The following is a 23,753-nucleotide window of genomic DNA, read 5'->3' on the forward strand; positions in this document are numbered from 1 at the left end:
CATGGCCCTGATCCTTTCTCCCACGGTGCTGGCACCTATTCCAACCATTTGAAAGATTCAAATGCTCGACTTTGCCGAAACGAAGCTGTATCTCCGCTGTGACCACGACGAAGAGGACGGATTGATCCAGATGTTGATGACGACTGCGACCGCAGCCGTGGCGGACTATCTCAACATGCCGCTGGACCAGATGACAGCGACCGTGCCCAGCCCAATCAAAAGCGCCGCCATGTTGATGGTGAACGACCTGTATCTGAACCGGGAAGCGCAGGGCGACCGAAAGCTGTACGGCAACGACACGTACCGCAACCTGCTGAACCCCTACCGGGCGCACTCATGAGAGCGGGCGACCTTGACCAACGGGTGACGGTGGAGCGGCTGCAAGGCGGCTTTGACGAGCTGGGCCAACCCATCGAGAGCTGGGCCCCCTTGTTCACCTGCTGGGCCGCTGTGGAGCCGCTGGTGGGCCGGGAATACCTTGCTGCTGCTGCCCTGGTGGCCGAGGTGACGGCACGCATCAGGATGCGCTACCGGCCCGGTATCACCGCCGCAGACAGGGTGATCCATGACGGCAAGGTGTACGGCATCACCAGCGTGGCAGACGTGCATTCAAGCCGTCGTGAGCTGGTGTTGATGTGCAGGGCCATCGGTTGACTGTCACCAGCCCGCAAACTGTCACCAGACTGTCACCAGCTCAGAAAGTAAAAAACCCCGCTACCTATTTGATAGCGGGGTTTCCATGTGCCATAAGGCTTATCTGGTGGGACGTGCGGGGGTCGAACCCACGACAAACGGATTAAAAGTCCGCTGCTCTACCAACTGAGCTAACGTCCCAACTTGCAGAAGATGTTTTATCAACTGCTGCAAAGCCTTGGATTATAGCGTGATTTTTTCGGGCTTCTTGCTGCCGACTGCCAGTTTGTCGAGCACCCAACCGGCCGCACACTGCCCAAAGGTTGCCGTCACGGCCACGACAGAGCCGTATCCATGGCAGTTCAAGGTGCCGTCGCCATCCACGGCACATGAGGCATCGGGCGCAGCCACGGCCTCCCGGCTGAACACGCAGGTGACGCCCATTTTGCGCCCCTCCCGGGGGGCCTGATGGTGTTTGCGCAGTCGGTAACGCAATTGCGCCAGCAAGGGGTCGTGCGTTGTTGCGCTGAGATCGTCGATATCGATCTTGTGCGCATGCCGCTTTCCGCCTGCAGCACCCACACTGACAAAAAGCGTTCCGGTGTCGCGAGCCCAGGCTGCCATCGCCGTCTTGGCCTTGATCTGGTCACAGGCGTCAATCACCGCGTCCATCGGTTCTGTCAGCAGGCTGGACCAATTCTCGGGCGTAACGAAATCCTCAATGCACAACACCTCGCACAGGGGATTGATGAGCGCAATGCGCTCCTGCATTGCCACCACCTTGGCCTGGCCGACGGTCGTGGTCAACGCATGAATCTGCCGATTGATGTTGGATTCGGCCACATGGTCGAGGTCGATCAGGGTGATGCGCCCCACACCGCTGCGAGCCAGTGCCTCGGCGGCCCAGGATCCCACGCCGCCAATGCCTGCCACAACGACGTGGGACTGCCGGATGCGCTGTGCGCCTGCAACACCATACAAGCGTTCCAGGCCGCCAAAACGGCGCTGCAGATCTGCATCGAAAACCGCTTCACCCTCCACCGCGGCCACATGCGCGGGCGCGATCAATGCCGTCATTTAAGACGTGACAACCGCTCTTTCGCAGCGACGGCAGCCTCGGATTGGGGATACGCCTTCAACAGATCTTCCAGAGTCTTTCGGGCCGCGCGGGTTTCCTTCAACTCGATCTGGCAGTTGGCAATGGACAAGGCCGCTTCGGGCGCACGGGCGTGGCCTGGAGACCCTGACAACAGCAGCCGGAAGTTACCGATTGCATCTTTGTATTCACGCGCCGCATACTGTGCATTGCCCAGCCAAAAACGTGCCGACGGCACATAGCCGCTGCGCGGGTATTGCCGCACAAAACCGGCAAACGCCGTGTTGGCCTCGGCGAATTTGCCGGAGCGAAAGACTGCCAGGGCGGCCTCGAAATCGCGCTTCTCGGCGGCATCGGCTTGAAACTCAAGTCCATCCACCGTCACTTTCACGGGCTCAAACTGGCGCAACCGCTCATCGACACCTTGCGCGATGTCCTTTTGGCGGCGCTGGAGCTCTCCCACGTCACGCAACAGCTGTTCGTTCTGTCCGCGCAATTTGGCTTGCTCCACGCGCAGCGCTTCAATCTGAGTCTGCAGGTCCAGCAATCCGCGCCGCAGCTGCGAGCTGTCATCACCCGATTTGCGAATATCCTCCGCCGATCGCTGCTGCAGCGCGTCAACCCGCTGCCGCAACTCAAGGATGGCACGCCGTGCCTCATCATCCTCAAACAGCGCAGCGTGGCCGGTGGCAGCAAAGGCACAGGACAACAGCAGCGTCAGCAGCGTCTTGGCCGGCATTGGAAACCTTGCTGCGCGCATCAACGGTAAGACAGTTCAGCGCGGCGGTTTTGCGCGTGCACATCTTCACTGCTGCCTTGGACCGCCGGCTTCTCTTTGCCGAAACTCACGGCTTCCACCTGGGCGTCAGGAACACCCAACAAGCCAAGCGAGCGACGAACAGCTTCGGCACGTTTTTGGCCCAGGGCCAGGTTGTATTCGCGACCACCACGCTCGTCGGTGTGGCCTTCCACCATCACCTTTCGGTTGCCGCTCGACTTGATGAAGCGGGCATGGGCTTCGATCAGCGACTGGAATTCGGGCTTGATAACGTAGCTGTCGTAATCAAAATACACGAGCCGGCTGACACCGACCGGACCGGCCGCGTCCGCTGCGGATTGCCCTACATTGACACCGGCCACACCGGCTTGTCCAGCACCGCCGGATGTGGCACCGCCATTGGCGCCCGTGGTGGGGATGGCCGTTTTGTCTTCAACGGGAACATCGTCGAGCTTGACGCCCGAACTGCAGCCCGCCATGAGGGCTGCGACGGTGATGGCGAGGGAAATGCGTTTGATCATCCAAAATTCTCCTGCAAGCTTGATTTACAAATGTGCCAATAGGTTCACTGCTTCTGAAACGGGCCCCAATCGGGTTCGCGAATGTCGCCGCCCTGCCCCGCGAGGCGCGCCTTGATTTTTCCATCCAGGGTGCTGGTCATCAGGGCTTCACGGCCTTGCTGTTGCGTGGCGTAAACGATCAGGCGGCTGTTCGGGGCAAAACTGGGGTTTTCATCGGCGCTGGTGTCGGTAATGGCCGAAACGGCTCCCGACGACAGATCCAACACATGCAGCTTGAAGGCGCCGCTGACACGCGAGATGTAGGCAAGCCAGCGCCCGTCAGGACTGATGCTGGGCGAGATGTTGTAGGTGCCCGTGAAGGTGACACGCTCGGCATTGCCGCCAGCTGTGGGAACCTTGTAGATCTGTGGCGCGCCACCGCGGTCACTCACAAAGTAGATGTGGCGGCCATCACTGGAAAACACGGGTTCGGTGTCAATTCCGCTGCTTTGCATCAGTCGACGCGGCTCGCCACCGTTGGCGTCAATGGTGTAGAGCTGGGAGCCCCCGTCCCGGCTCAGGGTGACAGCCAGCGTGCGGCCATCCGGCGCCCATGCTGGCGCGCTGTTGGAGCCCCGGAAATTCGCGATGAGCCGGCGCCGCCCCGTTGCCACGTCGTGCACATACACCACGGGCTTGCGCGACTCAAACGACACATAGGCGATCTGCCCACCATTGGGCGACCAGGCCGGAGAAATAATAGGCTCGGGGCTGGACAAGGCCGACTGCGCATTCTCGCCATCGGCATCGGCCACCCAGAGGCTGTAACGCGTGCCCGCCTTGGTGACATAAACAATGCGCGTCGAGAAAACGCCGCGTTCGCCCGTCAGCTTCTCGTAGATGAAATCGGCAATACGGTGCGCTACCAGGCGCAGATCACCTTGGGTGACCACAAAACTCTGGCCACCAAGGTCTTGCCCACGCACTACATCCCACAGGCGAAAGCGCACGTCAAAACGCCCATCGGCAAGGCGCGTCACGCTTCCGGTGGCCAGCGAATCAGCGCTTTTTTGCCGCCACAGCGCCACATCGGGGCGCGAGGTTTCATCGAGCGCGGAGCCCGATGCGTCTACCGCGCGAAATTGCCCGCTGCGCTCCAGGTCGGCCTGAACGATAGCGGCGATTTTCTGGGGAGATTGCGCCTCGCCGCGAAAGGGGGCGATGGCAATGGGCAGCTGGGTCAGTCCAACGCCCGTGACCTCGACGCGGAACTGCGCCAAGGCGGGCAATGTGGGGGTGGAGATGATCAGCGCGGCCAGCAGACGGCGGCGCAGGGATTGCGGCAAGGCCGCTGCAGGTAAGGAGGTAGGAGTTCGATCAGTGGTCATTGGCAGCCAGCGGAAACCGAGCGAAAGCCGGTGAACAGGCGTGAATGTTACACACCATCTAGGTGCCCCTGTGACAAACTGTGCAATGGGCATGCAGCGAAACGTAGAATCCGCCCCACATGCACGCTACCGATACAAGCGCCCAGGCGACCTCTGCCGCGCCTTCTTCCCCGCCCAGCCTGCGCGCCCGAATGTCGCGACTCACGACCTATTTCGGCCACCATCGCCTCGCCTGGGTCGTCGCCATCGTGGCAACCCTGGTGGGCGCCGCCACCGAACCGCTCATTCCCGCCTTGCTGCAGCCGCTGCTGGACCGTGGTTTCACCCAGGGAACGCTGCAACTGTGGATGGTGCCGGTTGCCATTCTGGGCGTTTTTCTGGTGCGCGGAATGGCGCAATTCGTGGCCCAGTATGCGCTGGCGCGCATTGCCAACGAAGGCATGCTGGCGCTGCGACAGGCACTGTTTGATCGCGTGCTGGCAGCGGAAATGGCCCTTTTCAGCCGACAGTCTGCCAGCGCGCTGTCCAACACCGTGGTGTACGAGGTGCAGACAGGTTCCACCCTGCTGGTCCAGGCATTGATGGGTTTGTCGCGCGATGGCTTTACGCTCATTGCCCTGCTGGGCTACCTGCTTTTTCTGAACTGGCAACTCACGCTGATTGTGGCCGTGGTGGTGCCCGGCGTCGCGTGGATCATGAAGACGCTGTCACGGCGCCTGTACAGCCTGACCAAAAGCAGCCAGCAGGCAACGGACGAACTGGCCTATGTCGTGGAAGAAAACGTCTTGGCGCATCGCATGGTGCGCCTGCACGGGGCACAAGCGGGTCAGGCAGAACGCTTTGGCAGCCTGAGCCGAAACCTGCGTCGCCTGGCCATCAAATCGACCATCGCGTCGTCGTCCATGACGCCGCTGACGCAGTTGCTTGCCGCCGCCGCCCTGTCAACGGTGATCTGCATCGCCCTGTGGCAAAACCGCGGCGCGGTGGACACGCGGGGGGTGACGGTGGGCGGTTTTGTCGCGTTCATCACGGCAATGCTCATGCTGATTGCACCCATCCGCCGGCTTGCGGACGTAGCCAACCCGATCACCCGGGGCCTGGCGGCGCTGGAGCGCGGGCTTGCGCTGCTCAGCGATGCGGCTGCAGAAACCGGCGGCAAATACACCACCGAGCGTGCGCAAGGCGCCCTGACCCTGCAGGATGTGACGGTGTCCTTCGGACCAGAACACGCCCCCGCCCTGGACCGCGTGAGCCTGTCCGTTCGGCCGGGCGAAATCGTGGCCCTGGTGGGTCCCTCGGGCGCAGGCAAGACCACCCTGGTCAACCTGCTCCCCCGTTTTGTCAATCCCTCGTCGGGCCAGATCATGCTGGATGGCCACCCCCTGGCCGAATGGCGCCTCGATGCGCTGCGTTCGCAGTTCGCCATGGTCAGCCAGGACGTGGTGATGTTCAACGACACCATCGCCGCGAACGTGGCCTTGGGCAGCAGCGTGGATGAGCAACGGGTGCACGAATGCCTTGCGGCTGCGAACCTGAAGGAACATGTGGCTGCACTGCCCCAGGGCATCCACACGGTGGTCGGCCACAACGCCACCCAGCTTTCCGGCGGCCAACGCCAGCGTCTGGCCATCGCTCGGGCCTTGTACAAGGATGCGCCCATCCTCATCCTGGACGAGGCAACGTCCGCGCTGGATACCGAGTCAGAGCGGCTGGTACAGGACGCCCTGCAACGGCTGATGCGCGGCCGCACTACATTGGTCATTGCCCACCGCCTGTCCACCATCGAGCATGCCGACCGCGTGGTGGTGATGGAGCGAGGCCACATTGCAGAGCAAGGCACGCACAGCGCCCTGCTGGCCAGCGGCGGGCTTTATGCCCGCCTGCAAAATCGCCCGAACGCCGGATAGAACAGATTCCGAGGGCCCGCTGCGCGCTCAGCCACCAACTACCACTTGCCGCGGTTGGGCTGGCGGCGGCGCACTGCGGCGGCAATGGTTTCCGCCGTCTCCTTGCGACTGACCCGCAGCGCAAAGTCACTGGCGGTCAGCCCCAGCTGGTTTTTCAGCGATGGATCTGCACCCTCGTCCAGCAACAACTGCACTGCGTCGCTGGTGCCATATTGCGCCGCCATCATCAAGGGCGTCGTGCCGTTGGGCGACGCCGCATCGATGTAGGCATGGTTCTCCAGCAACAGGGCGATGATGCGCGTGTGCTCGGGTGTGGTGCCCGACGCGGCATAGTGCAGGGCCGTCCAGCCCGGCTTGTTCACATCGGCATCCCGCGCAATCAAGGCCTTGACGGCCTCGATGTGGCCCTTGATGGCTGCCAGCATGAGCGGACTTTCGTCCTGCGCGTTGCGTGCCTCCACATTCAACTGCCGCGCCCCCATGAGTGCGTCAAAGGCCTTGCGGGAATCGAGCTGCAAGGCCATCGCTAACCCGACCTGCCCCCTGGGGTCGCGCGTATTCGGGTCAAAACCGCGCCGCAGCAGCGCTGCAATCGCGGCGCCATCATCGCGCCGGATGGCGGTGAAGAAATCATCGTAGGAGCCTGCGCGCGCCATCGCGCTCGCAGCCACCAGCGCCAGGGCCAGCACGGAACGGCGTTGCAGACTCATGCCACCACTCCCTTGAACAACGTCTCGAAATTGCGGCTGGTGGCCTGGGCCACCACGTCCACCTCGATGCCCCGCGTCAGCGCGATTTGCCGCGCCACCAGGGGCACATACGACGGGTTATTTGTCTTGCCGCGATAAGGCACAGGCGCAAGATACGGGCTGTCGGTTTCGATCAGCATACGATCCAGGGGAACATAGGCCGCCACATCGCGCAATTCCTGCGCACTCTTGAACGTGACGATGCCCGAGAACGAGATGTAGTAACCCAGGTCGAGCGCAGCGCGCGCCACCTGCATCGACTCGGTAAAGCAGTGAAACACGCCGCCTGCCAGATTGCCGGCACCATCTTCGCCCTCTTCGCGCAGGATGGCCAGGGTGTCATCCGAGGCGCTGCGGGTGTGAATGACCAGGGGCTTGCCGCAGGCCCGCGCAGCGCGGATATGCGTGCGAAAGCGCTCGCGCTGCCATTCCAGGTCGGCAATGCTGCGGCCGCCCTTGCGGTCCTCCATGCCGTAATAGTCCAGGCCCGTTTCGCCAATGGCCACCACGCGGGGCAACGCAGCGCGGTCCAGCAGATCCTGCACCGATGGCTCGGTCACACCCTCGTTGTCGGGATGCACGCCCACCGTGCTCCAGAAGTTGTCATGGGCCAGCGCGAGGGCATGCACACCATCGAATTCCTCCATCGTGGTGCAAATGCACAAGGCACGGTCCACCTGGGCGTCGGACATGGCCTGGCGGATGACGGGTAACTGACTGAGCAGTTCCGGAAAGCTGAGGTGACAGTGGGAATCGGTAAACATGCGGTTTCAAAACAAAAAAGCCGACCAGCCAGCGCGGGTCGGCACAGGATCACACCAGGCAATCAGATGGTTTGCGTGGGACGCTCCGAACCGAGGGCCGTGCCCAGCAGTTCCTCGATCTTGGCCTTGAGCTGGCGCGATTTCTCGTCCTTGGGGAACTGGATGCCAACCCCCTGCGTGCGGTTGCCGGCTGCGCGCGGCGGGGTGACCCATGCCACACGCCCGGCCACCGGATAGCGCTGTGTATCGTCGGGCAGGGTCAGCAGCACATACACATCGTCACCCAGTTTGTAGTCGCGCGGCGTGGGAACAAAAATGCCCCCTTCCACAAAAAAGGGAATGTAGGCCGCGTACAAGGCGGCCTTCTCCTTGATGGCCAGCTGCATGACACTGGGACGGGGCGCTGTGGATGGACTGCTCATGGTGATGGCTACTACTTCAGTGCCTTGAGTGTAGGGTGTTTCGCGCCTGGGCCACAAGCGCCTCCAGCATCAGGCCGGCATTGAACGGATGGTCGGCCGTGCGTGCAGCTTTGGCCAGGGCGCGCGACCAGCGCGTAAGAGCCCCCAGCGGTGGCGGCTTGGGCAGGTCGCCCGGCGCGAAATAGCGAGGTGCCGCACCCACGCAGGCAGCCAGCAGGTCATGGCACAGCTTCTGCAGGGCGTCTATCGCCTGGGCGGGCGCCCAATCGCCCAGCGCCGCCACGTCGCCGCGCGCCATGGCCTGGGGCAGTGCCGCCCAGGCCTGTGGGCTGCGTCCAGACCGTGCGAGCGCCAGGGCGTCGTCCGGCCGGCCGCCGGCGGCGCGCAGGTGTGCCGCTGCGGCCGCTGGCTCCACCCCCTGCCCGTTCAGCCACTGCAGCATCTCGGCCTCGGCGGGCCAGACCATGGTGTGGCCCAGGCAGCGACTGCGAATGGTGGGCAGCAGCTGGTGCGCCGCTTCGCTGGCCAGCACAAAGCGCACATCGCCGGGCGGCTCCTCCAGGGTCTTGAGGAGCGCATTGGCCGTGATGTGGTTCATCTGCTCCGCCGGATAGACCAGCACCGCCTTGCCCCGCCCCCGGCCGGACGTACGCTGGGCAAACTCCACCGCATCGCGCATGGCCTCCACGCGGATCTCGCGGCTGGGCTTGCGCTTCTTGTCGTCGATGTCGGCCTGGGCCTTTTCTGACAGAGGCCAGCCCAGCGCCATCATCTGCACCTCAGGCATCAGCACGCACAGGTCGGCATGGGTGCGCACATCGATGGCGTGGCAGCTGCCGCACCGGCCGCATGCGCCCTGGGGCGTGGGGGCATCGCACAGCCAAGCGCGCACGAGCTCCATGCCCAGTGCGTACTGGCCCAGCCCGAGGGGCCTTGCAGCAGCCAGGCATGGCCGCGCTGGGCCAGCAAGCTGCTGCGCTGTGCGGCAATCCAGGGCGCAAGGGCAGCGACCCTCTCGCTCATTGCGGGCCTCCCTGGCTGGCCACCATGATCGCCAGCCACCCCTTGCGCACGAACACGCTGGTGAGCTGCTGCCATACGCGGTGGCGGTCCTGCGCGGCGTCCAGCCGTGCAAAGCGCTGGGGCGCTGCGGCGGCCCGGTCGGCATAGCCCTGGGCCACGCGGCGGAAGAACTCCACGGGCTGCGCCTCAAAACGGTCGGGAACACGGGCACCGGCCAGGCGCTCGGCGGCGACCTCGGGCGCGAGATCAAACCAGACGGTCAAATCAGGTTCACGCATCAAATCGGCATCAGGCGCAAGCCCAGTCTGCGCCAGTCGCTCCAAAGTTGATAGCACATCCAGATCAAAACCCCGCCCTGCCCCCTGGTAGGCAAAGGTCGCGTCGGTGAAACGGTCGCACAGCACCACATCGCCCCGCGCCAGGGCGGGCTCGATGACATTGCGCAAGTGGTCGCGACGCGCGGCAAAAATCAGCAGGGACTCGGTGAGCGCATCCATGGGGTCGTTCAGCACCATCTCGCGCAGCTTTTCGGCCAGCGGGGTACCCCCCGGCTCACGGCTCACGGTGACCGCGCGCCCTTGGGCGCGGAACGCCGCCGCCAGGCCCTCGATGTGCGAGGACTTGCCCGCACCGTCGATGCCTTCAAAGGTAATGAACAGACCGGGTCGTAACATGGAATCCTTGGTTGAATCGGGACGCGGTGGCGCGCACAGAGGCCGCTCATTGCCCCCGCTGGTAGCGATTGACGGCGCGGTTGTGCTCGTCCAGCGACGCGCTGAAATGGCTGGTGCCATCGCCCTTGGCCACAAAGTACAGGGCGCGTGTGGGGTCGGGCTGCACGGCGGCCAGCAGCGAGGCCTTGCCGGGCATGGCAATCGGCGTGGGCGGCAGGCCCGCACGGGTGTAGGTGTTCCAGGGCGTGTCGGTCTGCAGGTCGCGGCGGCGCAGGTTGCCGTCAAACTTCTCGCCCAGGCCATAGATCACCGTGGGGTCGGTCTGCAGCAGCATGCCCACGCGCAGGCGGTTGGTGAACACACCCGCGATCTGGCCGCGGTCGCTGGCCTTGCCGGTTTCCTTTTCGACGATGCTGGCCAGAATAAGGGCTTGGTCGGCCGACTTGAGCGGGGTATCGGCAGCGCGCTGCGCCCAGGCGGCTTCGAGGCGGCGATCCATGGCGTGCAGAGCCCTGCGCAGCAGGGCGATGTCACTCGACCCCTTGGCATAGGTGTAGGTATCCGGAAAAAACCGCCCCTCGGGCGCCACGCCGGGTCGGCCCAGTTGGGCCATCAGGGCTTCGTCAGTCAGGGTGGCGGCGTCGTGCCTGAGCTGCTCCTCCCTGGCCAGCGCCTGGCGCACCTGGCGCCAGTTCCAGCCCTCCACCAGCGTGAGTGCGCGCAACGCCTCCTCGCCCCGTGCCAGCTTGCGCAGCAAACCGATCGGCGTCGTGCCCGGCGGGATTTCGTAGTTGCCCGCCTTGATGGCACGGTCCTGCCCCGAAAAACGGAACCAGGCATACAGCAGGCGGGCGTCGGTATTCACCCCCGCCGCCACCACATCGCGGGCCACACCGCGCGGTGTGGTGCCGGGTTCGATGGCAAGCTCCAGCGCCTGCGTGCCAGCGCCAGTCATTTGCAAAGGCTGGTGCAGCCACCAATAGGCCGCACCGCCCAGTGCGATCACCACCAACACGATCAAAGCCAGTAAACGTCGCACAACCCTGCTGCCTGTAAGAATGGGAGCGGGCATCATAATTCAGCGATGACGTACCCCTTGAATGGCATTGCCCCCCTGTCCCATCTCGGCGTGATTCGCGTGGAAGGCGAAGACGCTGCCAAGTTCCTGCACGGCCAGCTGACCCAGGATTTCGCCCTGCTCGGCATGGACCAGGCGCGCCTGGCCGCCTTTTTGTCGGCCAAGGGCCGCATGCAGGCCAGCTTCATCGGCTTCAAGCGCAGCGCGACCGAGGTGCTGCTCGTCTGCAGCCGCGACCTGCTGGCCCCCACGCTCAAGCGCCTGTCGATGTTTGTGTTGCGCGCCAAAGCCAAGTTGACCGACGCCACCGCGGATTACGCGCTGTACGGCATGGTCGGAGATGCTATTAATTCAGTAGCTGTTAGCGCACAGCCCGCCTGGACCAAGGCCGATTTTGGCTCTGCCACTGTGGTGCACCTGTATCCCGCTGACGGCCAACCCCGTGCGCTCTGGGTGGCCCCCGTGTCGGAGGCGCCCCCTGCCGGCCCGACACTCGACCCGGCGCTATGGCTGTGGAGCGAGGTACGCAGCGGCGTCGCCACGCTGACCACCCCCGTGGTGGAAGCGTTTGTGCCGCAGATGCTCAACTACGAATCGGTAGGCGGAGTGAACTTCAAGAAGGGCTGCTACCCCGGACAAGAAGTGGTCGCCCGCAGCCAGTTCCGGGGCACGCTCAAGCGGCGCGCCTACATTGCACACGCCGATGCCGATGTGACGGCAGGTGCAGATGTTTTTGCGGCCAGCGACCTCGAGCAACCCTGCGGCATCGTGGTGCAGGTGGCACACGCACCCGGTGGTGGGGTGGATGCCATCGTGTCACTGCAGATTGCCGCCACGCAAGACGCGCTGCAGGTCGGCGCCACTGACGGCGTCGCGATCACTCTGGCCCCGTTGCCCTACCCGTTGCTTGAGGATATTTGAGGGGATAGCGGGAACAAGGGAACACCATGGGGGCCGCCCAACGGCCGAGCCAATGCAGGCGTGTCCCCTGCCCTGCCCGCCGCGCTCAGAGGGCCTTCTTGACCAGCCCGCCCCTGAACAGGTAAGGCAACCGGGGCCCGCGTCCCTGGGCGGCGCCACCCTTGTCTTCCACGCTGATGGCCAGCTCCTGCACCCCCGCCAATGCGGCGGCCGAAGCGGGCAGTTGCAGTGTCTTGTAGGTGCTGGTGATCACGCCCAGGGAGCGCGGTGGTTTGTCGCCATCGAGCGCCCACAGCTGCATGCTGTCCTCCCGCCCTTCGCGCACCTCGTTCAGGCGCTGCAGTTGCAGCACGCTGCCCTGCACGTCGGCCGTCACCAGCAGGGCCGGCAATTGCTTGTCGTCCAGCAGCACAGACAGGTACTGCACCTGGGCCACCGTGGTCACCTTGGCCTGAAGGTGCGCGATCTGGGCCTTGAGTTGTTCGACCATGCTTGCACTGGCTGCCCAGGCGATGAGCAGGACCACCATCAGAAAAATGGCCAGGGCGCGCCACCAGGCGCTGACTCCGCTGCGAGCCGGTGCGGAGGGTGGCGGTGTGATCGAGGGGGTGTCGGGCATGTCGGAATCCGTGGAAGCAGCAATCGATCGGGAGTATGCCCTTGCCCATCAACGGCTGGCACGTACCGGCATGCCTGCCCGGCGCCTCGGTCGCGATCGCCATCTGCCGCAGTTTCCGTGTGATGATCCGGCCAGCAACGTGAATGGAAACACCATGGCCTCCCCCACCGACAACATCAGCATGGCACTTTTTTGCGACTTCGAGAATGTCGCACTCGGAGTACGCGACGCCAAGTACGAAAAATTCGATATCAAGCCGGTTCTTGAACGCCTTCTGCTCAAGGGCTCCATTGTGGTCAAGAAAGCCTATTGCGACTGGGACCGCTACAAGGGCTTCAAGGCCACCATGCATGAAGCCAATTTTGAGCTGATCGAAATTCCCCACGTACGCCAGTCGGGCAAGAACTCGGCCGACATCCGCCTGGTGGTGGACGCGCTGGACCTGTGCTACACCAAGTCGCACGTCAATACTTTCGTGATCATCAGCGGCGACTCGGACTTTTCTCCGCTGGTTTCCAAGCTGCGCGAAAACGCCAAGCAGGTGATCGGCGTGGGCGTCAAGCAGTCCACCTCGGACCTGCTGATTGCCAATTGCGACGAATTCATTTTTTACGACGACCTGGTGCGCGAGAGCCAACGCGCGCAAGCCCGGCGCCAGCCAGCCGATGCGCCACCCCAGGCCCGGCGCTCGCCCGAGGAAGAGCGCAACCGCAAGGAGGCGCAGGAGTCGCGCCGCACCCAGGGCATCGAGCTGGCCGTGGAGACCTTTGATGCATTGGTCTCCGAGCGCGGCGACAGCGGCAAGATCTGGGCTTCTGTGCTCAAGGAAGCGATCAAGCGCCGCAAGCCCGATTTCAGCGAAACCTATTACGGCTTCCGGGCCTTTGGCAACCTGCTGGAAGAAGCCCAGGAGCGCGGCCTGCTGGAGTTTGGCCGCGACGAAAAATCGGGCGCCTACGTGTTTCGCAGCCACGGCATTGGCGGCGGCGCTGCCCCTGTGCGGCCCGAAGCGACGGCCGACCGGCCCGCCACCAGCTACTTCCGGCACGACGCCCCCCAATCCGGCAGAGAACCCGGTGCTGACAGCCATGGGCCGCGCCAGCGGGGACGCGGCGGCCGGTCCCGGTACGCATCGGAATCCGTTCCACGCGAACTGCCGCCAACCGTGCAGACCAGCGCGGAGGATCTCGCGAACGACGACGTACCCGTCAACGAACCGCATCGCGGCAACGACGCCCACCACGGCTTGCACGAACCGGTCGATGCGCCGCAGGAAAGGCCGATGGGCAGCTATTTCCGGCAGCAACCCCCTGCCGCAGAGCCGCCTGCCGAGATGACAGAACCCGCGCCCCCTGCCGAGCCGCAACCCGCGGCTGCGCGCGGCCGTGGCCGCAGCCGCAAGGCGGTGTCGTCACCCGTCGAAGTGGTCGCACCACCCGCAGCCCGCCAGGCGAAGACAATGCCGCAAGCGTCCGCCGACGCCGCCAGCGCGTTACCAGTGGCTGCCGCCGAAACGGATGTGGAGCAACCCAAAAAAGCCCCAGCCCGGCCACGCCGAGCCCGCAGCAAGCCCGCGACAGACACCGGGGCCCAATGAAGCCGCCCCGCGCGGTGCAGGCCCTCGGCGCCTGCCGCGCGTGAACGGGCCTCAGCCCAGGTCCTTCGCCAGCCGCACGCCCGCAAACTGCCAGCGCGCCGTGGCCGGGAAAAAATTGCGGTAGCTGGCGCGCGCATGGCCGGGTGGCGTGGCGCACGAGCCACCCCGCAGCACATACTGGTTCACCATGAACTTGCCGTTGTATTCGCCCACAGCGCCCTCTGCCACCCGAAAACCGGGGTATGGCGCGTAGCTCGACTGCGTCCATTGCCACACCTCGCCCGCGAGCTGCTCCAGACCGACACCCAGGGCTGCGCGGGGGTGCAGGATGTCGCTTCGGGCCTCGCCGCCTGCGGTGCCTGAGAACAAGGGTGCTGCCGCATGCTCCCACTCGGCCTCGGTGGGCAGACGCGCCCCGCCCAGCGTGCATAAGCGTCCACCTCGAAATACGACAGGTGCACCACGGGCTGCTCGGCCTGCAGGGGGCGCAGCCCGGCGAGGCTGAACTCGTGCCAGGCAGAAGCGACACGCTGCCAGTACAGGGGCTGCTCCAGCGCTTGGGTAGCGCGCCAGTCCCAGCCTTCGGCCAGCCAGTGGGCCGGATTGCGGTAGCCACCATCGTCCACAAAGGCGGCAAACTCGGCATTGGTGACGAGGCGCGACGCCAGCGCATAGGGCTGTAGATACACCCGGTGGCGGGGGCGCTCGTTGTCAAACGCAAAGCCAGCGCCCGCATGGCCCATCTCGCAAAGCCCACCGGCAAACGCATGCCAGACCAGTGGCTGTGCAGCTTCACGTTCGGCGGCCGCGGGCTGGGCCGGGTGGTAGGCGGGATGCATCGGATTGCACGACAGCAGGTGCTTGATGTCGGTCAGCAGCAGCTCCTGGTGCTGCTGCTCGTGCTGCAGGCCCAACTCCACCAGCGCGCACGGCGCCGCGTCGTGCACCAGCGTGGGCAGCAGGCGCACCATGCGCGCATCCACATCGGCCCGGTAGGCCAGCACCTCGGCCAACGCGGGGCGGGTGAGCAGGCCGCGCTGCGGCCGTGGGTGCCGGGCGCCCACGCCGTGGTAATACGAGTTGAACAAGACACGGAACGCCGGATGAAACGGCGCAAATCCGGTCTCGTGCGCCTCCAGCACAAAGGTTTCAAAAAACCAGGTGGTGTGGGCCAGATGCCATTTGGCCGGGCTCGCGTCGGGCATGGACTGGGCGGTGCAGTCTTCGGGTGACAGGGGCGCGGCCAGGCCCGTGGTGTGGCGGCGAATGTCGAGGTAGCGGGAAAGCAGGGAATTCATGAGCAGACAGCACTCCAGCAGATGGTTCAAGGACGGGCGTGCAGAACGGCAAACCAGCCCCGCTCGTCCGTCCAGGCCTGCGCACGGGAAAATCCAGCCTGGGCCAGCATGGTGGTGAACACCGCAAGGGGGTATTTGTAGCTGTTTTCCGTGTGAATGCGCTCACCCGCCGCAAAGTGGCGCTCGCCGCCCGGCCAGCGCACGCGGATGGGTGCGCTGGCCTCCAGGTGCATCTCGATGCGCGAATCCTCCTGGTTGAAAAAGGCGCGATGGCCCCACTGTTCTTCCACAAAGTCGCTGCCAATCAGGTGGTTGATGTGCGTGAGCACATTGCGGTTGAAGGCCGCTGTCACCCCGGCTGCGTCGTCATAGGCAGCCTCCAGCACCGCCACATCCTTGGGCAGATCGATGCCGATCAGCAAGCCTCCGTCGCTGTCGACCAGGGCGCGCATGTGGCGCAACAGGTCGAGCGCGTGGGGCGGATCAAAGTTGCCGATGGACGAGCCCGGATAGAACACCAGGCGCTGGGCCCGGGGAATGTCAGCGGGCAACGCAAGGCCCTGGGTCATGTCGCCGCCGACCGCCCGCGCGTCCAGGCCGGGTATGTCCGCGCGCAGCCGCCGCACAGCCTCGTGCAAATAGTCGACCGAAATATCCACCCCCACAAAGCAGGCAGGGCGCACCCGGTGGCACAGCGCGCGGGCCTTTTCACAACTGCCTGCGCCCAGTTCGATCACGGTGCGGACCGGGCCCAGCTGGTGGGCCATGTCGGCCGCATGCGCCTGCATCAGGGCGTTCTCGGTGCGCGTGGGGTAGTACTCGGGCAGCCGGGTGATGGCATCAAACAGTTGCGAGCCACGCTGATCGTAAAAATATTTGGGTGAAATGCGCGCAGGGCGCTGGTTCAGGCCGTCGATGATGTCGCTATGGCAGGTGGGGGGCATGGCGGTGGGCGTCGGGCTGCAGGAAGGAAACGATGCCACAGGCTACCCCACTGCGCTCACCCTGGGTGACAGCGTGCAACCACGGGCAGTGCAGGAATGCACCGACACGGTATTGCACCGGCCGATTTCTACCGCGATAGCTCTCCAGCTATTTCATAGTTTTTTTGACTTCAGACCAATACCATCAAGCGCTAATAGCTATCATTTAAATAGCAACTCTTCAACCGCTCCCAGCGCTTAAGTGAAGTCACAAAAAAAAGGCCAGCGCAAGCGCCAGCCCATTCCACCTTGGAGTCTTTGTTCAAGGCGCCGCTCGCGCAGCGCCTTGGCGTCAGAAGCGCCAGCCGAGGCCAACGCCTGCCAGCACGGGGTCCACCTTGAAGGTGCCAACCTTGGTGCCGCCAGAGAACACGTCGGTCTTGATGTAAACCTTCTTGACGTCGAAGTTCAGCGACAGGTTCTTGGTCAGCGGAATGTCCACGCCGATCTGCAGCGCAGCGCCAAAGCTGTTCTTGTCAATGCTGGGGTTCAGCGCGGCGGCTACTGCGGGGTCAAAGCGCACGCTGGAAAAGCGCGTGTAGTTGACACCGGCGCCCACGTAAGGCTTGAAGCCGGGGGCGTCAAAGTGGTATTGCAGCAGCAACGAGGGTGGCAGGTGCTTGAGGCTGCCAATGTTGGTGCCGTTGGAACGCACGTCGTGCTTTTGCGGCACCGTGAGGACCAGTTCGGCGGCGACGTTCTTGTTGAAGAAGTACGTGATGTCAACTTCAGGAATCGTCTTGTTGTTGACCGACAGGCCCAGGCCCGTGCTGTCCTTGTTGGCGCTGTCCAGATGGAGGGCACGCACGCGCACCAGCCAAGGGCTCTCGGCTTGCTGCGCAAAGGCAGCGCCAGAGGTCATTGCACACAGAACGGCGACAGCCAGCAGATTTTTTTTCATACAGAACTCGATGCGGTTGAACGGGGACGACCCCCGTACCGCCATTGAGCCTGTTAGCAAAATGGTCAACCTTGCCTCAGGTCAAACTCTTAGTAGTTACCCCAAAGTGTGTTGCCCGGCGCTCACCCAGGTATCAATGTGCCGTGCCGCCCTTGCGCAGCCGGGTCAGCAAGGTCACAACCGCCAGCACCAGGCTACCGGCCACAATGCCGATTACTGCGTTCAGCAGGTTGGGAACCAGCACCGCCCACAGACCGCCAACTGGCCACTGGGCGGCCACCGCGCCCATGCCCTCCACGGCATGGTGCACCGCGGGAACCCCGTGCACCAGGATGCCGCCGCCCACCAGAAACATCGCTGCCGTGCCCGCCACCGAAAGCGCCTTCATCAGCCAGGGCGCGGCGCGCACAATGCCCGCGCCCAGCGCACGGGCTGCGGCGCCGGGCTTCTGGCTGAGCCACAGGCCCAGGTCATCGAGCTTGACGATGCCCGCCACAAAGCCGTAAACACCCAGCGTCATGACCAGCGCAATGCCGACGAGCACGGTTACTTGCTGCACAAAGGGCGCACCCGCCACCGTGCCCAGGGTGATGGCAATGATTTCCGCTGACAGGATGAAATCGGTGCGAACCGCTCCCTTGATCTTGTCCTTCTCAAAAGCCACCAAGTCCACGGCCGGATTGGCGTTGGCCTTGGCATGGCTTTCGTGCGCGGCCTCGTCCTGGTGGGGGCTGTGCAGAAACTTGTGGGCCAATTTTTCAAAACCCTCGTAGCACAGGAAGGCGCCCCCCACCATGAGCAGCGGCGTCACCGCCCAGGGCGCAAAGGCGCTGATGAGCAGCGCCGCCGGCACCAGAATGGCCTTGTTCACCAGCGAACCCTTGGCCACGGCCCAGACCACCGGAATTTCCCGGTCGGCACGCACGCCCGTGACCTGCTGGGCATTCAGCGCCAGATCGTCACCCAGCACGCCCGCCGTCTTTTGGGCTGCCACCTTGGTCATGACCGACACGTCATCGGCCATGGCAGCGCTCTTCTTGGCAGCCACCTTGGTCATGAGGGCTACATCGTCGAGAACGGTCGCAATGTCGTCCAACAATGCGAGGAGGCTGCCAGCGGCCATGGAAATTCCTTGGTGAAACGGGGGAAAACGGGCGAATGCGGGTGTACTGCAACGGTCAGATCCGCAGCGTGGCCTGCACTATAGCAACGCACCATGGCAGCCCATGCAGCACGTCGCCCGATGCCCCCTGTCAGGCGCCCGCCCCCGTGGGGGAACATGCAGGCACCTGAGGGCGCATACTCGACGGCTCTCACCCAACACTTCGGGGTCCCCTGACATGGGCTTCGCGCCCCACCATGCCAGGCTATCTCACCAAACAGGAAAGCGTCCCGATTGCGGGCGTGGACAACCTGCTGATCCGTTCGCTGCGCGACCGCCAGCAATTCTTTGACCCTCTGGGCGTGGCAGAACGCCTGGGCATCTCGTCTGCGGCCTGGCCAATATTTGGCCTGTTGTGGCCTTCGGGCGCCCAGCTGGCGGCGCGCATGGCCATGCGCCCCTTGCGCACGAACGAGCGGGTGCTGGAGATCGGCTGTGGCCTGGGGCTGGCCAGCCTGGTTTGCCACCGGCGCGGCATCGATATAACGGCCAGCGACTGCCACCCGCTGGCCAGTCCCTTCCTGCTGGAAAACCTGCGGCTCAACGCCCTGCCCCCGATGAAATACCGCACGGGGCAGTGGGGCACCCCGTCTGCCGCAGATGACGCACCGCCACCCTTGGCCAGCGCCGTGCAGGGGCAGTTTGATCTGATCATGGGCAGCGATGTGCTGTATGAGCGCGATGCGCGCGCCACCCTGGCGGGCTTCATCGACCGCCATGCTGGTGCGGGTGCACAGATCTGGATCGTGGACCCCAATCGCGGCAACCGCTCGGCATTCCACAAACAGATGGCAGCCTACGGCTTCGAAGTGACCGAGGAACGGCTGGACCACCCGGTGCGCGGCGATCTGCCAGCCTACAAGGGGCGCCTGCTGGTGTACCAGAGAACGGGTTGCCCCCCTGAGCCGCTGCGCGGCTTCCCCCTGAGGGGGGACGCCGCCGGTGGCCTGGCAAAGGTTCCACGATGGCACTGGCCAGGGCAGCGCCGGTTTCAGGGGTTGCGGGTGGCGCGCAGCGCAATACATGGCCGCCAGGATGCAAACCGACGTGACAAAGGCGCCCCAAAAGCGAAAAGGCCAAGCCACAAGGGCCCAGCCTTTTCGCATGGCACGGGCCGCGCAGCCCGGCCGGTCAGGAAACGATTAACCCACCCACTTGCGGGCGTTACGCCAGATGCGCATCCAGGGGCTCAGCGCACTGATGTCACCGCTGGTCCAGCTCATCTGCACGTTGCGGAACACACGCTCGGGGTGCGGCATCATGGCCGTGAAACGGCCGTCGGCCGTGGTCACGGCGGTCAGGCCGCCGGCGCTGCCGTTGGGGTTGAACGGGTACTGCTCGGTGGCCGCGCCGTGGTTGTCCACAAAACGCATGGACGCAATGGCCTTGTCTGCGTTGCCACGGTATTTGAAGTTGGCATAGCCCTCGCCATGCGCCACGGCAATCGGCAGGCGGCTGCCGGCCATGCCTTGCAGGAACAGGCTGGGCGATTCGAGCACTTCCACCAGCGACAGGCGGGCCTCGAAGCGCTCGCTCTGGTTGGTGGTGAAGCGTGGCCAGTCTTGCGCGCCGGGGATGATGTCAGCCAGCTCGGCAAACATCTGGCAGCCATTGCACACGCCCAGGCCAAACGTGTCGGTGCGGCCAAAGAAGCCCTGGAACTGCGCGGCCAGCACCGGGTTGAAGGTGATGGAGCGTGCCCAGCCAATGCCCGCGCCCAGCGTGTCGCCGTAGCTGAAGCCACCACAAGCCACCACGCCCTGGAAGTCTTCAAGCCTGGCGCGGCCGGTCTGCAGGTCGGTCATGTGCACGTCAAACGCCTCAAAGCCCGCTTCGGTGAAGGCGTAGGCCATCTCCACATGCGAATTGACGCCCTGCTCGCGCAGGATGGCGACCTTGGGGCGCGAGAGGTTCAGGAACGGCGCCGCCACATTGTCGGACGTATCGAACGTGAGATGCAGCTGCATGCCGGGGTCGGTGGGCTCGCCCGCTGCGGCGTGCTCAGCGTCGGCGTTGTCGGGGTTGTCGCGCTGCTGGCAGATCTTCCAGCTCACGGCATCCCACACCTGGTGCAGGTCGGCCAGCGGAGCGCTGAACACGGCCTTGGCATCGCGCCACACCTGCAACTGGCCCTTGCCAGCATCAATGCTGGAGGACACGGGGCGCGTCTTGCCGATGAAATGGCTGAACTTCGACAGGCCATGCTCGCGCAGGGTCTGCATCACCTCGTTGCGCTCTGCCGTGCGCACCTGCAGCACCACGCCCAGTTCTTCATTAAACAGGGCCTTGAGCGTCAGTTCTTCGCGGCGCGCACTCACCTGCTGCGCCCAGTTCTTGGCGTCGCCGGTTTCCATGCGGCTGTCGCTGATCCCGTCGCCTTCGGTGACAAGCATGTCCACGTTCAGGGCCACACCCACATGGCCGGCAAAGGCCATTTCGGCCACGGCGGCCAGCAGACCACCGTCGCTGCGGTCGTGGTAGGCCAGGATCTGGCCCTTGGCGCGCAGCGCGTTCACGGCGTTAACGAGGTTGACCAGGTCCTGGGGGTCGTCCAGGTCTGGCGCCACATCGCCGCTTTGCTCAAGCGTCTGGCCCAGGATGCTGCCGCCCATGCGGCTTTGGCCCTTGCCCAGGTCCACCAGCACCAGGGTGGTGTCGTCTTCCGTGGCGTTGAGCTGGGGGGTGAGCGTGCCGCGCACATCGGCCAGCGATGCAAAGGCGCTCACGATCAGGCTGACCGGCGAAGTGACCTTTTTCCTGTCGCCGCCATCCTGCCATTGCGTGCGCATCGACAGGCTGTCCTTGCCCACGGGGATCGAGATGCCCAGCGCCGGGCACAGCTCCATGCCCACAGCCTTCACGGTGGCGTACAGGTCGGCATCCTCGCCGGGCTCGCCACACGCAGCCATCCAGTTGGCGCTGAGCTTGACGCGCGGCAGCTCGATGGGTGCGGCCAGCAGGTTGGTGATGGCCTCGGCCACCGCCATGCGGCCCGATGCCGGGGCGTTGATAGCCGCCAGCGGCGTGCGTTCGCCCATGCTCATGGCCTCGCCAGCGAAGCCCTTGAAATCGGCCAGCGTGACAGCGCAATCGGCCACGGGCACCTGCCAGGGGCCCACCATCTGATCGCGATGGCTCAGGCCACCCACGGTGCGGTCGCCAATGGTGATCAGAAAGCGCTTGGAAGCCACCGTGGGGTGGGCCAGCACGTCGATCACGGCCTTTTGCAGCGGAACGCCGGTCAAGTCCATGGGCGCGAAGCTGCGCTGCACGGTGGTCACATCGCGGTGCATCTTGGGCGGCTTGCCCAGCAGCACGTTCATGGGCATGTCCACGGGCAGCTTCTGGTCGTCGGCCGTGGCAGCACTGTCGTGCAGCACCAGCTGGCGTTCTTCGGTGGCCGTGCCGATCACGGCAAACGGGCAGCGCTCGCGCTCGCAGAAGGCTTTGAACAAAGGCAGCGACTCGGGCGCAATGGCCAGCACGTAGCGTTCCTGGCTCTCGTTGCTCCAGATTTCCTTGGGCGCCATGCCCGATTCTTCGAGCTGCACGGCGCGCAGATCAAAGCGCGCGCCACGGCCTGCGTCGTTGGTCAGCTCGGGGAATGCATTGCTCAAGCCGCCCGCACCCACGTCGTGGATGGCGAGGATGGGGTTGGCCGCGCCTTGCGCCCAGCAGTGGTTGATGACCTCTTGCGCACGGCGCTCGATCTCGGGATTACCGCGCTGCACCGAGTCGAAGTCGAGCTCGGCCGCATTGGTACCGGTGGCCATGGAACTGGCCGCACTGCCGCCCATGCCGATGCGCATGCCCGGGCCGCCCAGCTGGATCAGCAGCGAACCCGCGGGGAATTCGATCTTCTGGGTGAGCTGGGCGTCAATAACGCCCAGGCCGCCCGCGATCATGATGGGCTTGTGGTAGCCCCGGTCCACGCCCGCCACGGTTTGCTCGTACTCGCGGAAGTAGCCCAGCAGGTTGGGCCGGCCGAACTCGTTGTTGAACGCGGCCCCACCCAGCGGGCCTTCCACCATGATCTGCAAGGGGCTGGCGATGTGCTCGGGCTTGCCCAGCGTGCTGCCCCAGAGCTTGGACACCGTGAACCCCGTCATGCCGGCCTTGGGCTTGGAGCCGCGCCCGGTGGCGCCCTCGTCACGGATTTCGCCGCCCGCACCGGTGGAGGCGCCCGGAAACGGCGAGATCGCCGTGGGGTGGTTGTGCGTTTCCACCTTCATCAGCACATGGTGCGTTGCACTACTCTTTTCATAGCTGCTCGCGCTTAATACATAAGCGCCAGCGGCCATTTTTGCCACAAATCGCTCGACCTGGTGGCCCTCCATGACCGAGGCGTTGTCCGAATACGCCACCACGGTGTGCTGCGGTGCCAGCTGGTGCGTGTTGCGGATCATGCCAAACAGGCTCTTGTCCTGCGCCACGCCGTCGATGGTGAACTGGGCGTTGAAGATCTTGTGGCGGCAGTGCTCGCTATTGGCCTGGGCAAACATCATCAGCTCCACGTCGGTGGGGTTGCGCTTGAGTCCGGTGAAGGCGGTCACGAGGTAGTCGATTTCATCATCGGCCAGCGCCAGGCCAAAGCGGGTGTTGGCGGCCTCCAGCGCCTTCCTGCCCTGTTCAGGGCCACCGGCCAGCACATCCACATGCTCCATGGGCGCGGGCTGCAGCTCGGTGAACAGTGCTGCAGCGCCTGCGCGATCGGCCACGACCGACTCGGTCATGCGGTCATGCAACAAGGCTGCCACCTGGGCCAGTTGCCCGGCGGTCAGCTCGGGCGTCTTGCCCAGCAGACCGGCCTTGAGGCTGATGCGGTATTCGGTGATGCGCTCGACCCGGCGAATGGCCAGGCCACAGTTGCGCGCAATGTCAGTGGCCTTGGATGCCCAAGGCGACAGGGTGCCCAGACGCGGCGTGACGATGAGCATCGCGCCGTCTTCGGGGCCAGCGTACGGGTCGCCGTAGGTCAACAGCGCGGCCAGGCGTTCTTGCTCCGTGGGTGTAGGGGCCGCATCGGTGGCGACCAGGTGCACGAATCGCGCTGCAATGCCACTGATCTTGGGGTGGATAGCCTCCAGGGCAGGTTGAAGTTGCTGGGCGCGGAAGTTGCTGAGGGCGTTGCCGCCCGCCAGCGTGGTCATGTGCAAGGTCACGGTAGCGGCCTGTTCGGAATATGAGAGGGGTAAGGCGCGCCGAACCTCCTGCATCACCGGGCTCGCCCCTCCTGCAAAGGTGGTTGCGGCCCGGCCTG

Annotated in this window: 19 protein-coding genes, 1 tRNA gene and 3 pseudogenes; 6 read left to right on the plus strand and 17 right to left on the minus strand. The window is 64.6% G+C overall.

The window, feature by feature from the left end; genetic code table 11:
* Nucleotides 1–61: 61 nt before the first annotated feature.
* Together CBP34_RS10800 and CBP34_RS10805 are read left to right on the plus strand one after the other, a co-directional pair.
* The gene (locus CBP34_RS10800; protein WP_094098028.1) at nucleotides 62–340 is read left to right on the plus strand and encodes a head-tail connector protein; all 279 of its coding nucleotides are present in this window, start codon (nucleotides 62–64) and stop codon (nucleotides 338–340) included.
* Complete coding sequence (locus tag CBP34_RS10805; protein WP_094098029.1) at nucleotides 337–654, plus strand: phage head closure protein; 318 nt, start codon at nucleotides 337–339, stop codon at nucleotides 652–654. The genes CBP34_RS10800 and CBP34_RS10805 overlap by 4 nt, the downstream gene beginning before the upstream one ends.
* Nucleotides 655–758: 104 nt before the next feature.
* Here the strand turns inward: CBP34_RS10805 and CBP34_RS10810 are convergent.
* The 5 genes from CBP34_RS10810 to tolB form a co-directional block, all read right to left on the minus strand.
* A tRNA-Lys gene (locus CBP34_RS10810) sits at nucleotides 759–834 on the minus strand.
* Between the two features lie 42 nt (nucleotides 835–876).
* Nucleotides 877–1,710, minus strand: coding sequence for a tRNA threonylcarbamoyladenosine dehydratase (locus CBP34_RS10815; protein WP_094098030.1), 834 nt, complete (start codon nucleotides 1,708–1,710; stop codon nucleotides 877–879).
* Nucleotides 1,707–2,468, minus strand: coding sequence for a tol-pal system protein YbgF (gene ybgF, locus CBP34_RS10820; RefSeq protein ID WP_204246653.1), 762 nt, complete (start codon nucleotides 2,466–2,468; stop codon nucleotides 1,707–1,709). The genes CBP34_RS10815 and ybgF overlap by 4 nt, the downstream gene beginning before the upstream one ends.
* A gap of 20 nt (nucleotides 2,469–2,488) precedes the next feature.
* Nucleotides 2,489–3,028 (minus strand): peptidoglycan-associated lipoprotein Pal, encoded by a 540-nt coding sequence (pal, locus tag CBP34_RS10825; RefSeq protein WP_086912581.1) that lies wholly within the window; start codon nucleotides 3,026–3,028, stop codon nucleotides 2,489–2,491.
* 44 nt (nucleotides 3,029–3,072) lie between these two features.
* Nucleotides 3,073–4,395, minus strand: a complete 1,323-nt coding sequence (gene tolB, locus CBP34_RS10830) for a Tol-Pal system beta propeller repeat protein TolB (RefSeq protein ID WP_086927428.1) — start codon at nucleotides 4,393–4,395, stop codon at nucleotides 3,073–3,075.
* A gap of 119 nt (nucleotides 4,396–4,514) precedes the next feature.
* On the opposite strand from tolB, the gene msbA reads away from it, so the two are divergent.
* Nucleotides 4,515–6,302, plus strand: coding sequence for a lipid A export permease/ATP-binding protein MsbA (gene msbA / locus CBP34_RS10835; RefSeq protein ID WP_094098031.1), 1,788 nt, complete (start codon nucleotides 4,515–4,517; stop codon nucleotides 6,300–6,302).
* A gap of 38 nt (nucleotides 6,303–6,340) precedes the next feature.
* Here msbA and CBP34_RS10840 read toward each other — a convergent pair whose 3' ends face one another.
* From CBP34_RS10840 to mltG, 6 genes and pseudogenes are all read right to left on the minus strand, one after another.
* Nucleotides 6,341–7,012, minus strand: coding sequence for an ankyrin repeat domain-containing protein (locus tag CBP34_RS10840; protein ID WP_094098032.1), 672 nt, complete (start codon nucleotides 7,010–7,012; stop codon nucleotides 6,341–6,343).
* Nucleotides 7,009–7,815: a TatD family hydrolase gene (locus CBP34_RS10845; protein ID WP_094098033.1), complete on the minus strand. Its 807-nt coding sequence runs from the start codon at nucleotides 7,813–7,815 to the stop codon at nucleotides 7,009–7,011. Before CBP34_RS10845 ends, CBP34_RS10840 begins: the two co-directional genes overlap by 4 nt.
* A 62-nt stretch (nucleotides 7,816–7,877) precedes the next feature.
* Nucleotides 7,878–8,237, minus strand: a complete 360-nt coding sequence (locus CBP34_RS10850; protein WP_024814905.1) for a PilZ domain-containing protein — start codon at nucleotides 8,235–8,237, stop codon at nucleotides 7,878–7,880.
* A gap of 16 nt (nucleotides 8,238–8,253) precedes the next feature.
* Nucleotides 8,254–9,260: pseudogene (locus tag CBP34_RS10855) on the minus strand (DNA polymerase III subunit delta').
* Nucleotides 9,257–9,934, minus strand: coding sequence for a dTMP kinase (gene tmk, locus CBP34_RS10860; protein WP_094098034.1), 678 nt, complete (start codon nucleotides 9,932–9,934; stop codon nucleotides 9,257–9,259). Before tmk ends, CBP34_RS10855 begins: the two are co-directional and overlap by 4 nt.
* 46 nt (nucleotides 9,935–9,980) lie before the next feature.
* Nucleotides 9,981–10,973 carry an endolytic transglycosylase MltG gene (gene mltG, locus CBP34_RS10865; RefSeq protein WP_418134666.1) on the minus strand — a complete coding sequence of 331 codons (993 nt, stop codon included), beginning with the start codon at nucleotides 10,971–10,973 and terminating at the stop codon, nucleotides 9,981–9,983.
* Nucleotides 10,974–11,018: 45 nt separating this feature from the next.
* Between mltG and ygfZ the strand changes: the two genes are divergently transcribed.
* A complete protein-coding gene (gene ygfZ / locus CBP34_RS10870; RefSeq protein WP_094098036.1) occupies nucleotides 11,019–11,933 on the plus strand; it encodes a CAF17-like 4Fe-4S cluster assembly/insertion protein YgfZ in 915 nt (304 codons plus the stop codon).
* Nucleotides 11,934–12,018: 85 nt separating this feature from the next.
* Here the strand turns inward: ygfZ and CBP34_RS10875 are convergent, their stop codons facing one another.
* A complete protein-coding gene (locus CBP34_RS10875) occupies nucleotides 12,019–12,552 on the minus strand; it encodes an anti-sigma factor (RefSeq protein ID WP_094098037.1) in 534 nt (177 codons plus the stop codon).
* Nucleotides 12,553–12,706: 154 nt separating this feature from the next.
* Here CBP34_RS10875 and CBP34_RS10880 point away from each other — a divergent pair, with 154 nt between their 5' ends.
* On the plus strand, nucleotides 12,707–14,149 hold the full coding sequence (locus CBP34_RS10880; RefSeq protein WP_094099144.1) for an NYN domain-containing protein: 1,443 nt from the start codon (nucleotides 12,707–12,709) through the stop codon (nucleotides 14,147–14,149).
* A 51-nt stretch (nucleotides 14,150–14,200) separates the two neighbouring features.
* Here CBP34_RS10880 and egtB read toward each other — a convergent pair.
* From egtB to CBP34_RS10900, 4 genes and pseudogenes are all read right to left on the minus strand, one after another.
* Nucleotides 14,201–15,447, minus strand: a pseudogene (gene egtB, locus CBP34_RS10885) (ergothioneine biosynthesis protein EgtB).
* 26 nt (nucleotides 15,448–15,473) lie between these two features.
* Nucleotides 15,474–16,391 (minus strand): L-histidine N(alpha)-methyltransferase, encoded by a 918-nt coding sequence (gene egtD / locus CBP34_RS10890; RefSeq protein ID WP_094098038.1) that lies wholly within the window; start codon nucleotides 16,389–16,391, stop codon nucleotides 15,474–15,476.
* A gap of 331 nt (nucleotides 16,392–16,722) precedes the next feature.
* Nucleotides 16,723–17,331 carry an OmpW/AlkL family protein gene (locus tag CBP34_RS10895; protein ID WP_094098039.1) on the minus strand — a complete coding sequence of 203 codons (609 nt, stop codon included), beginning with the start codon at nucleotides 17,329–17,331 and terminating at the stop codon, nucleotides 16,723–16,725.
* Between the two features lie 133 nt (nucleotides 17,332–17,464).
* Nucleotides 17,465–18,454 carry a DUF808 domain-containing protein gene (locus tag CBP34_RS10900; RefSeq protein ID WP_094098040.1) on the minus strand — a complete coding sequence of 330 codons (990 nt, stop codon included), beginning with the start codon at nucleotides 18,452–18,454 and terminating at the stop codon, nucleotides 17,465–17,467.
* A gap of 431 nt (nucleotides 18,455–18,885) precedes the next feature.
* Here CBP34_RS10900 and CBP34_RS20375 point away from each other — a divergent pair.
* Nucleotides 18,886–19,191: pseudogene (locus CBP34_RS20375) on the plus strand (class I SAM-dependent methyltransferase); the annotation flags it as partial.
* Nucleotides 19,192–19,635: 444 nt separating this feature from the next.
* Here CBP34_RS20375 and purL read toward each other — a convergent pair.
* Nucleotides 19,636–23,655, minus strand: a complete 4,020-nt coding sequence (gene purL, locus CBP34_RS10910; protein ID WP_094098041.1) for a phosphoribosylformylglycinamidine synthase — start codon at nucleotides 23,653–23,655, stop codon at nucleotides 19,636–19,638.
* Nucleotides 23,656–23,753 lie beyond the last annotated feature (98 nt).

Source organism: Acidovorax carolinensis (assembly GCF_002157145.1).
Lineage (GTDB): Bacteria > Pseudomonadota > Gammaproteobacteria > Burkholderiales > Burkholderiaceae_C > Acidovorax > Acidovorax carolinensis.

Bases quoted from the DNA above. Each gene is read 5' to 3' on its own strand.
- tmk (WP_094098034.1), bottom strand. From the start codon at position 9,934: ATGTTACGACCCGGTCTGTTCATTACCTTTGAAGGCATCGACGGTGCG.
- CBP34_RS10900 (WP_094098040.1), bottom strand. From the start codon at position 18,454: ATGGCCGCTGGCAGCCTCCTCGCATTGTTGGACGACATTGCGACCGTT.
- CBP34_RS10815 (WP_094098030.1), bottom strand. From the start codon at position 1,710: ATGACGGCATTGATCGCGCCCGCGCATGTGGCCGCGGTGGAGGGTGAA.
- CBP34_RS10895 (WP_094098039.1), bottom strand. From the start codon at position 17,331: ATGAAAAAAAATCTGCTGGCTGTCGCCGTTCTGTGTGCAATGACCTCT.
- tolB (WP_086927428.1), bottom strand. From the start codon at position 4,395: ATGACCACTGATCGAACTCCTACCTCCTTACCTGCAGCGGCCTTGCCG.
- CBP34_RS10880 (WP_094099144.1), top strand. From the start codon at position 12,707: ATGGCCTCCCCCACCGACAACATCAGCATGGCACTTTTTTGCGACTTC.
- egtD (WP_094098038.1), bottom strand. From the start codon at position 16,391: ATGCCCCCCACCTGCCATAGCGACATCATCGACGGCCTGAACCAGCGC.
- CBP34_RS10875 (WP_094098037.1), bottom strand. From the start codon at position 12,552: ATGCCCGACACCCCCTCGATCACACCGCCACCCTCCGCACCGGCTCGC.
- CBP34_RS10840 (WP_094098032.1), bottom strand. From the start codon at position 7,012: ATGAGTCTGCAACGCCGTTCCGTGCTGGCCCTGGCGCTGGTGGCTGCG.
- CBP34_RS10805 (WP_094098029.1), top strand. From the start codon at position 337: ATGAGAGCGGGCGACCTTGACCAACGGGTGACGGTGGAGCGGCTGCAA.
- msbA (WP_094098031.1), top strand. From the start codon at position 4,515: ATGCACGCTACCGATACAAGCGCCCAGGCGACCTCTGCCGCGCCTTCT.
- CBP34_RS10845 (WP_094098033.1), bottom strand. From the start codon at position 7,815: ATGTTTACCGATTCCCACTGTCACCTCAGCTTTCCGGAACTGCTCAGT.
- CBP34_RS10800 (WP_094098028.1), top strand. From the start codon at position 62: ATGCTCGACTTTGCCGAAACGAAGCTGTATCTCCGCTGTGACCACGAC.
- CBP34_RS10850 (WP_024814905.1), bottom strand. From the start codon at position 8,237: ATGAGCAGTCCATCCACAGCGCCCCGTCCCAGTGTCATGCAGCTGGCC.
- ygfZ (WP_094098036.1), top strand. From the start codon at position 11,019: ATGACGTACCCCTTGAATGGCATTGCCCCCCTGTCCCATCTCGGCGTG.
- ybgF (WP_204246653.1), bottom strand. From the start codon at position 2,468: ATGCCGGCCAAGACGCTGCTGACGCTGCTGTTGTCCTGTGCCTTTGCT.
- pal (WP_086912581.1), bottom strand. From the start codon at position 3,028: ATGATCAAACGCATTTCCCTCGCCATCACCGTCGCAGCCCTCATGGCG.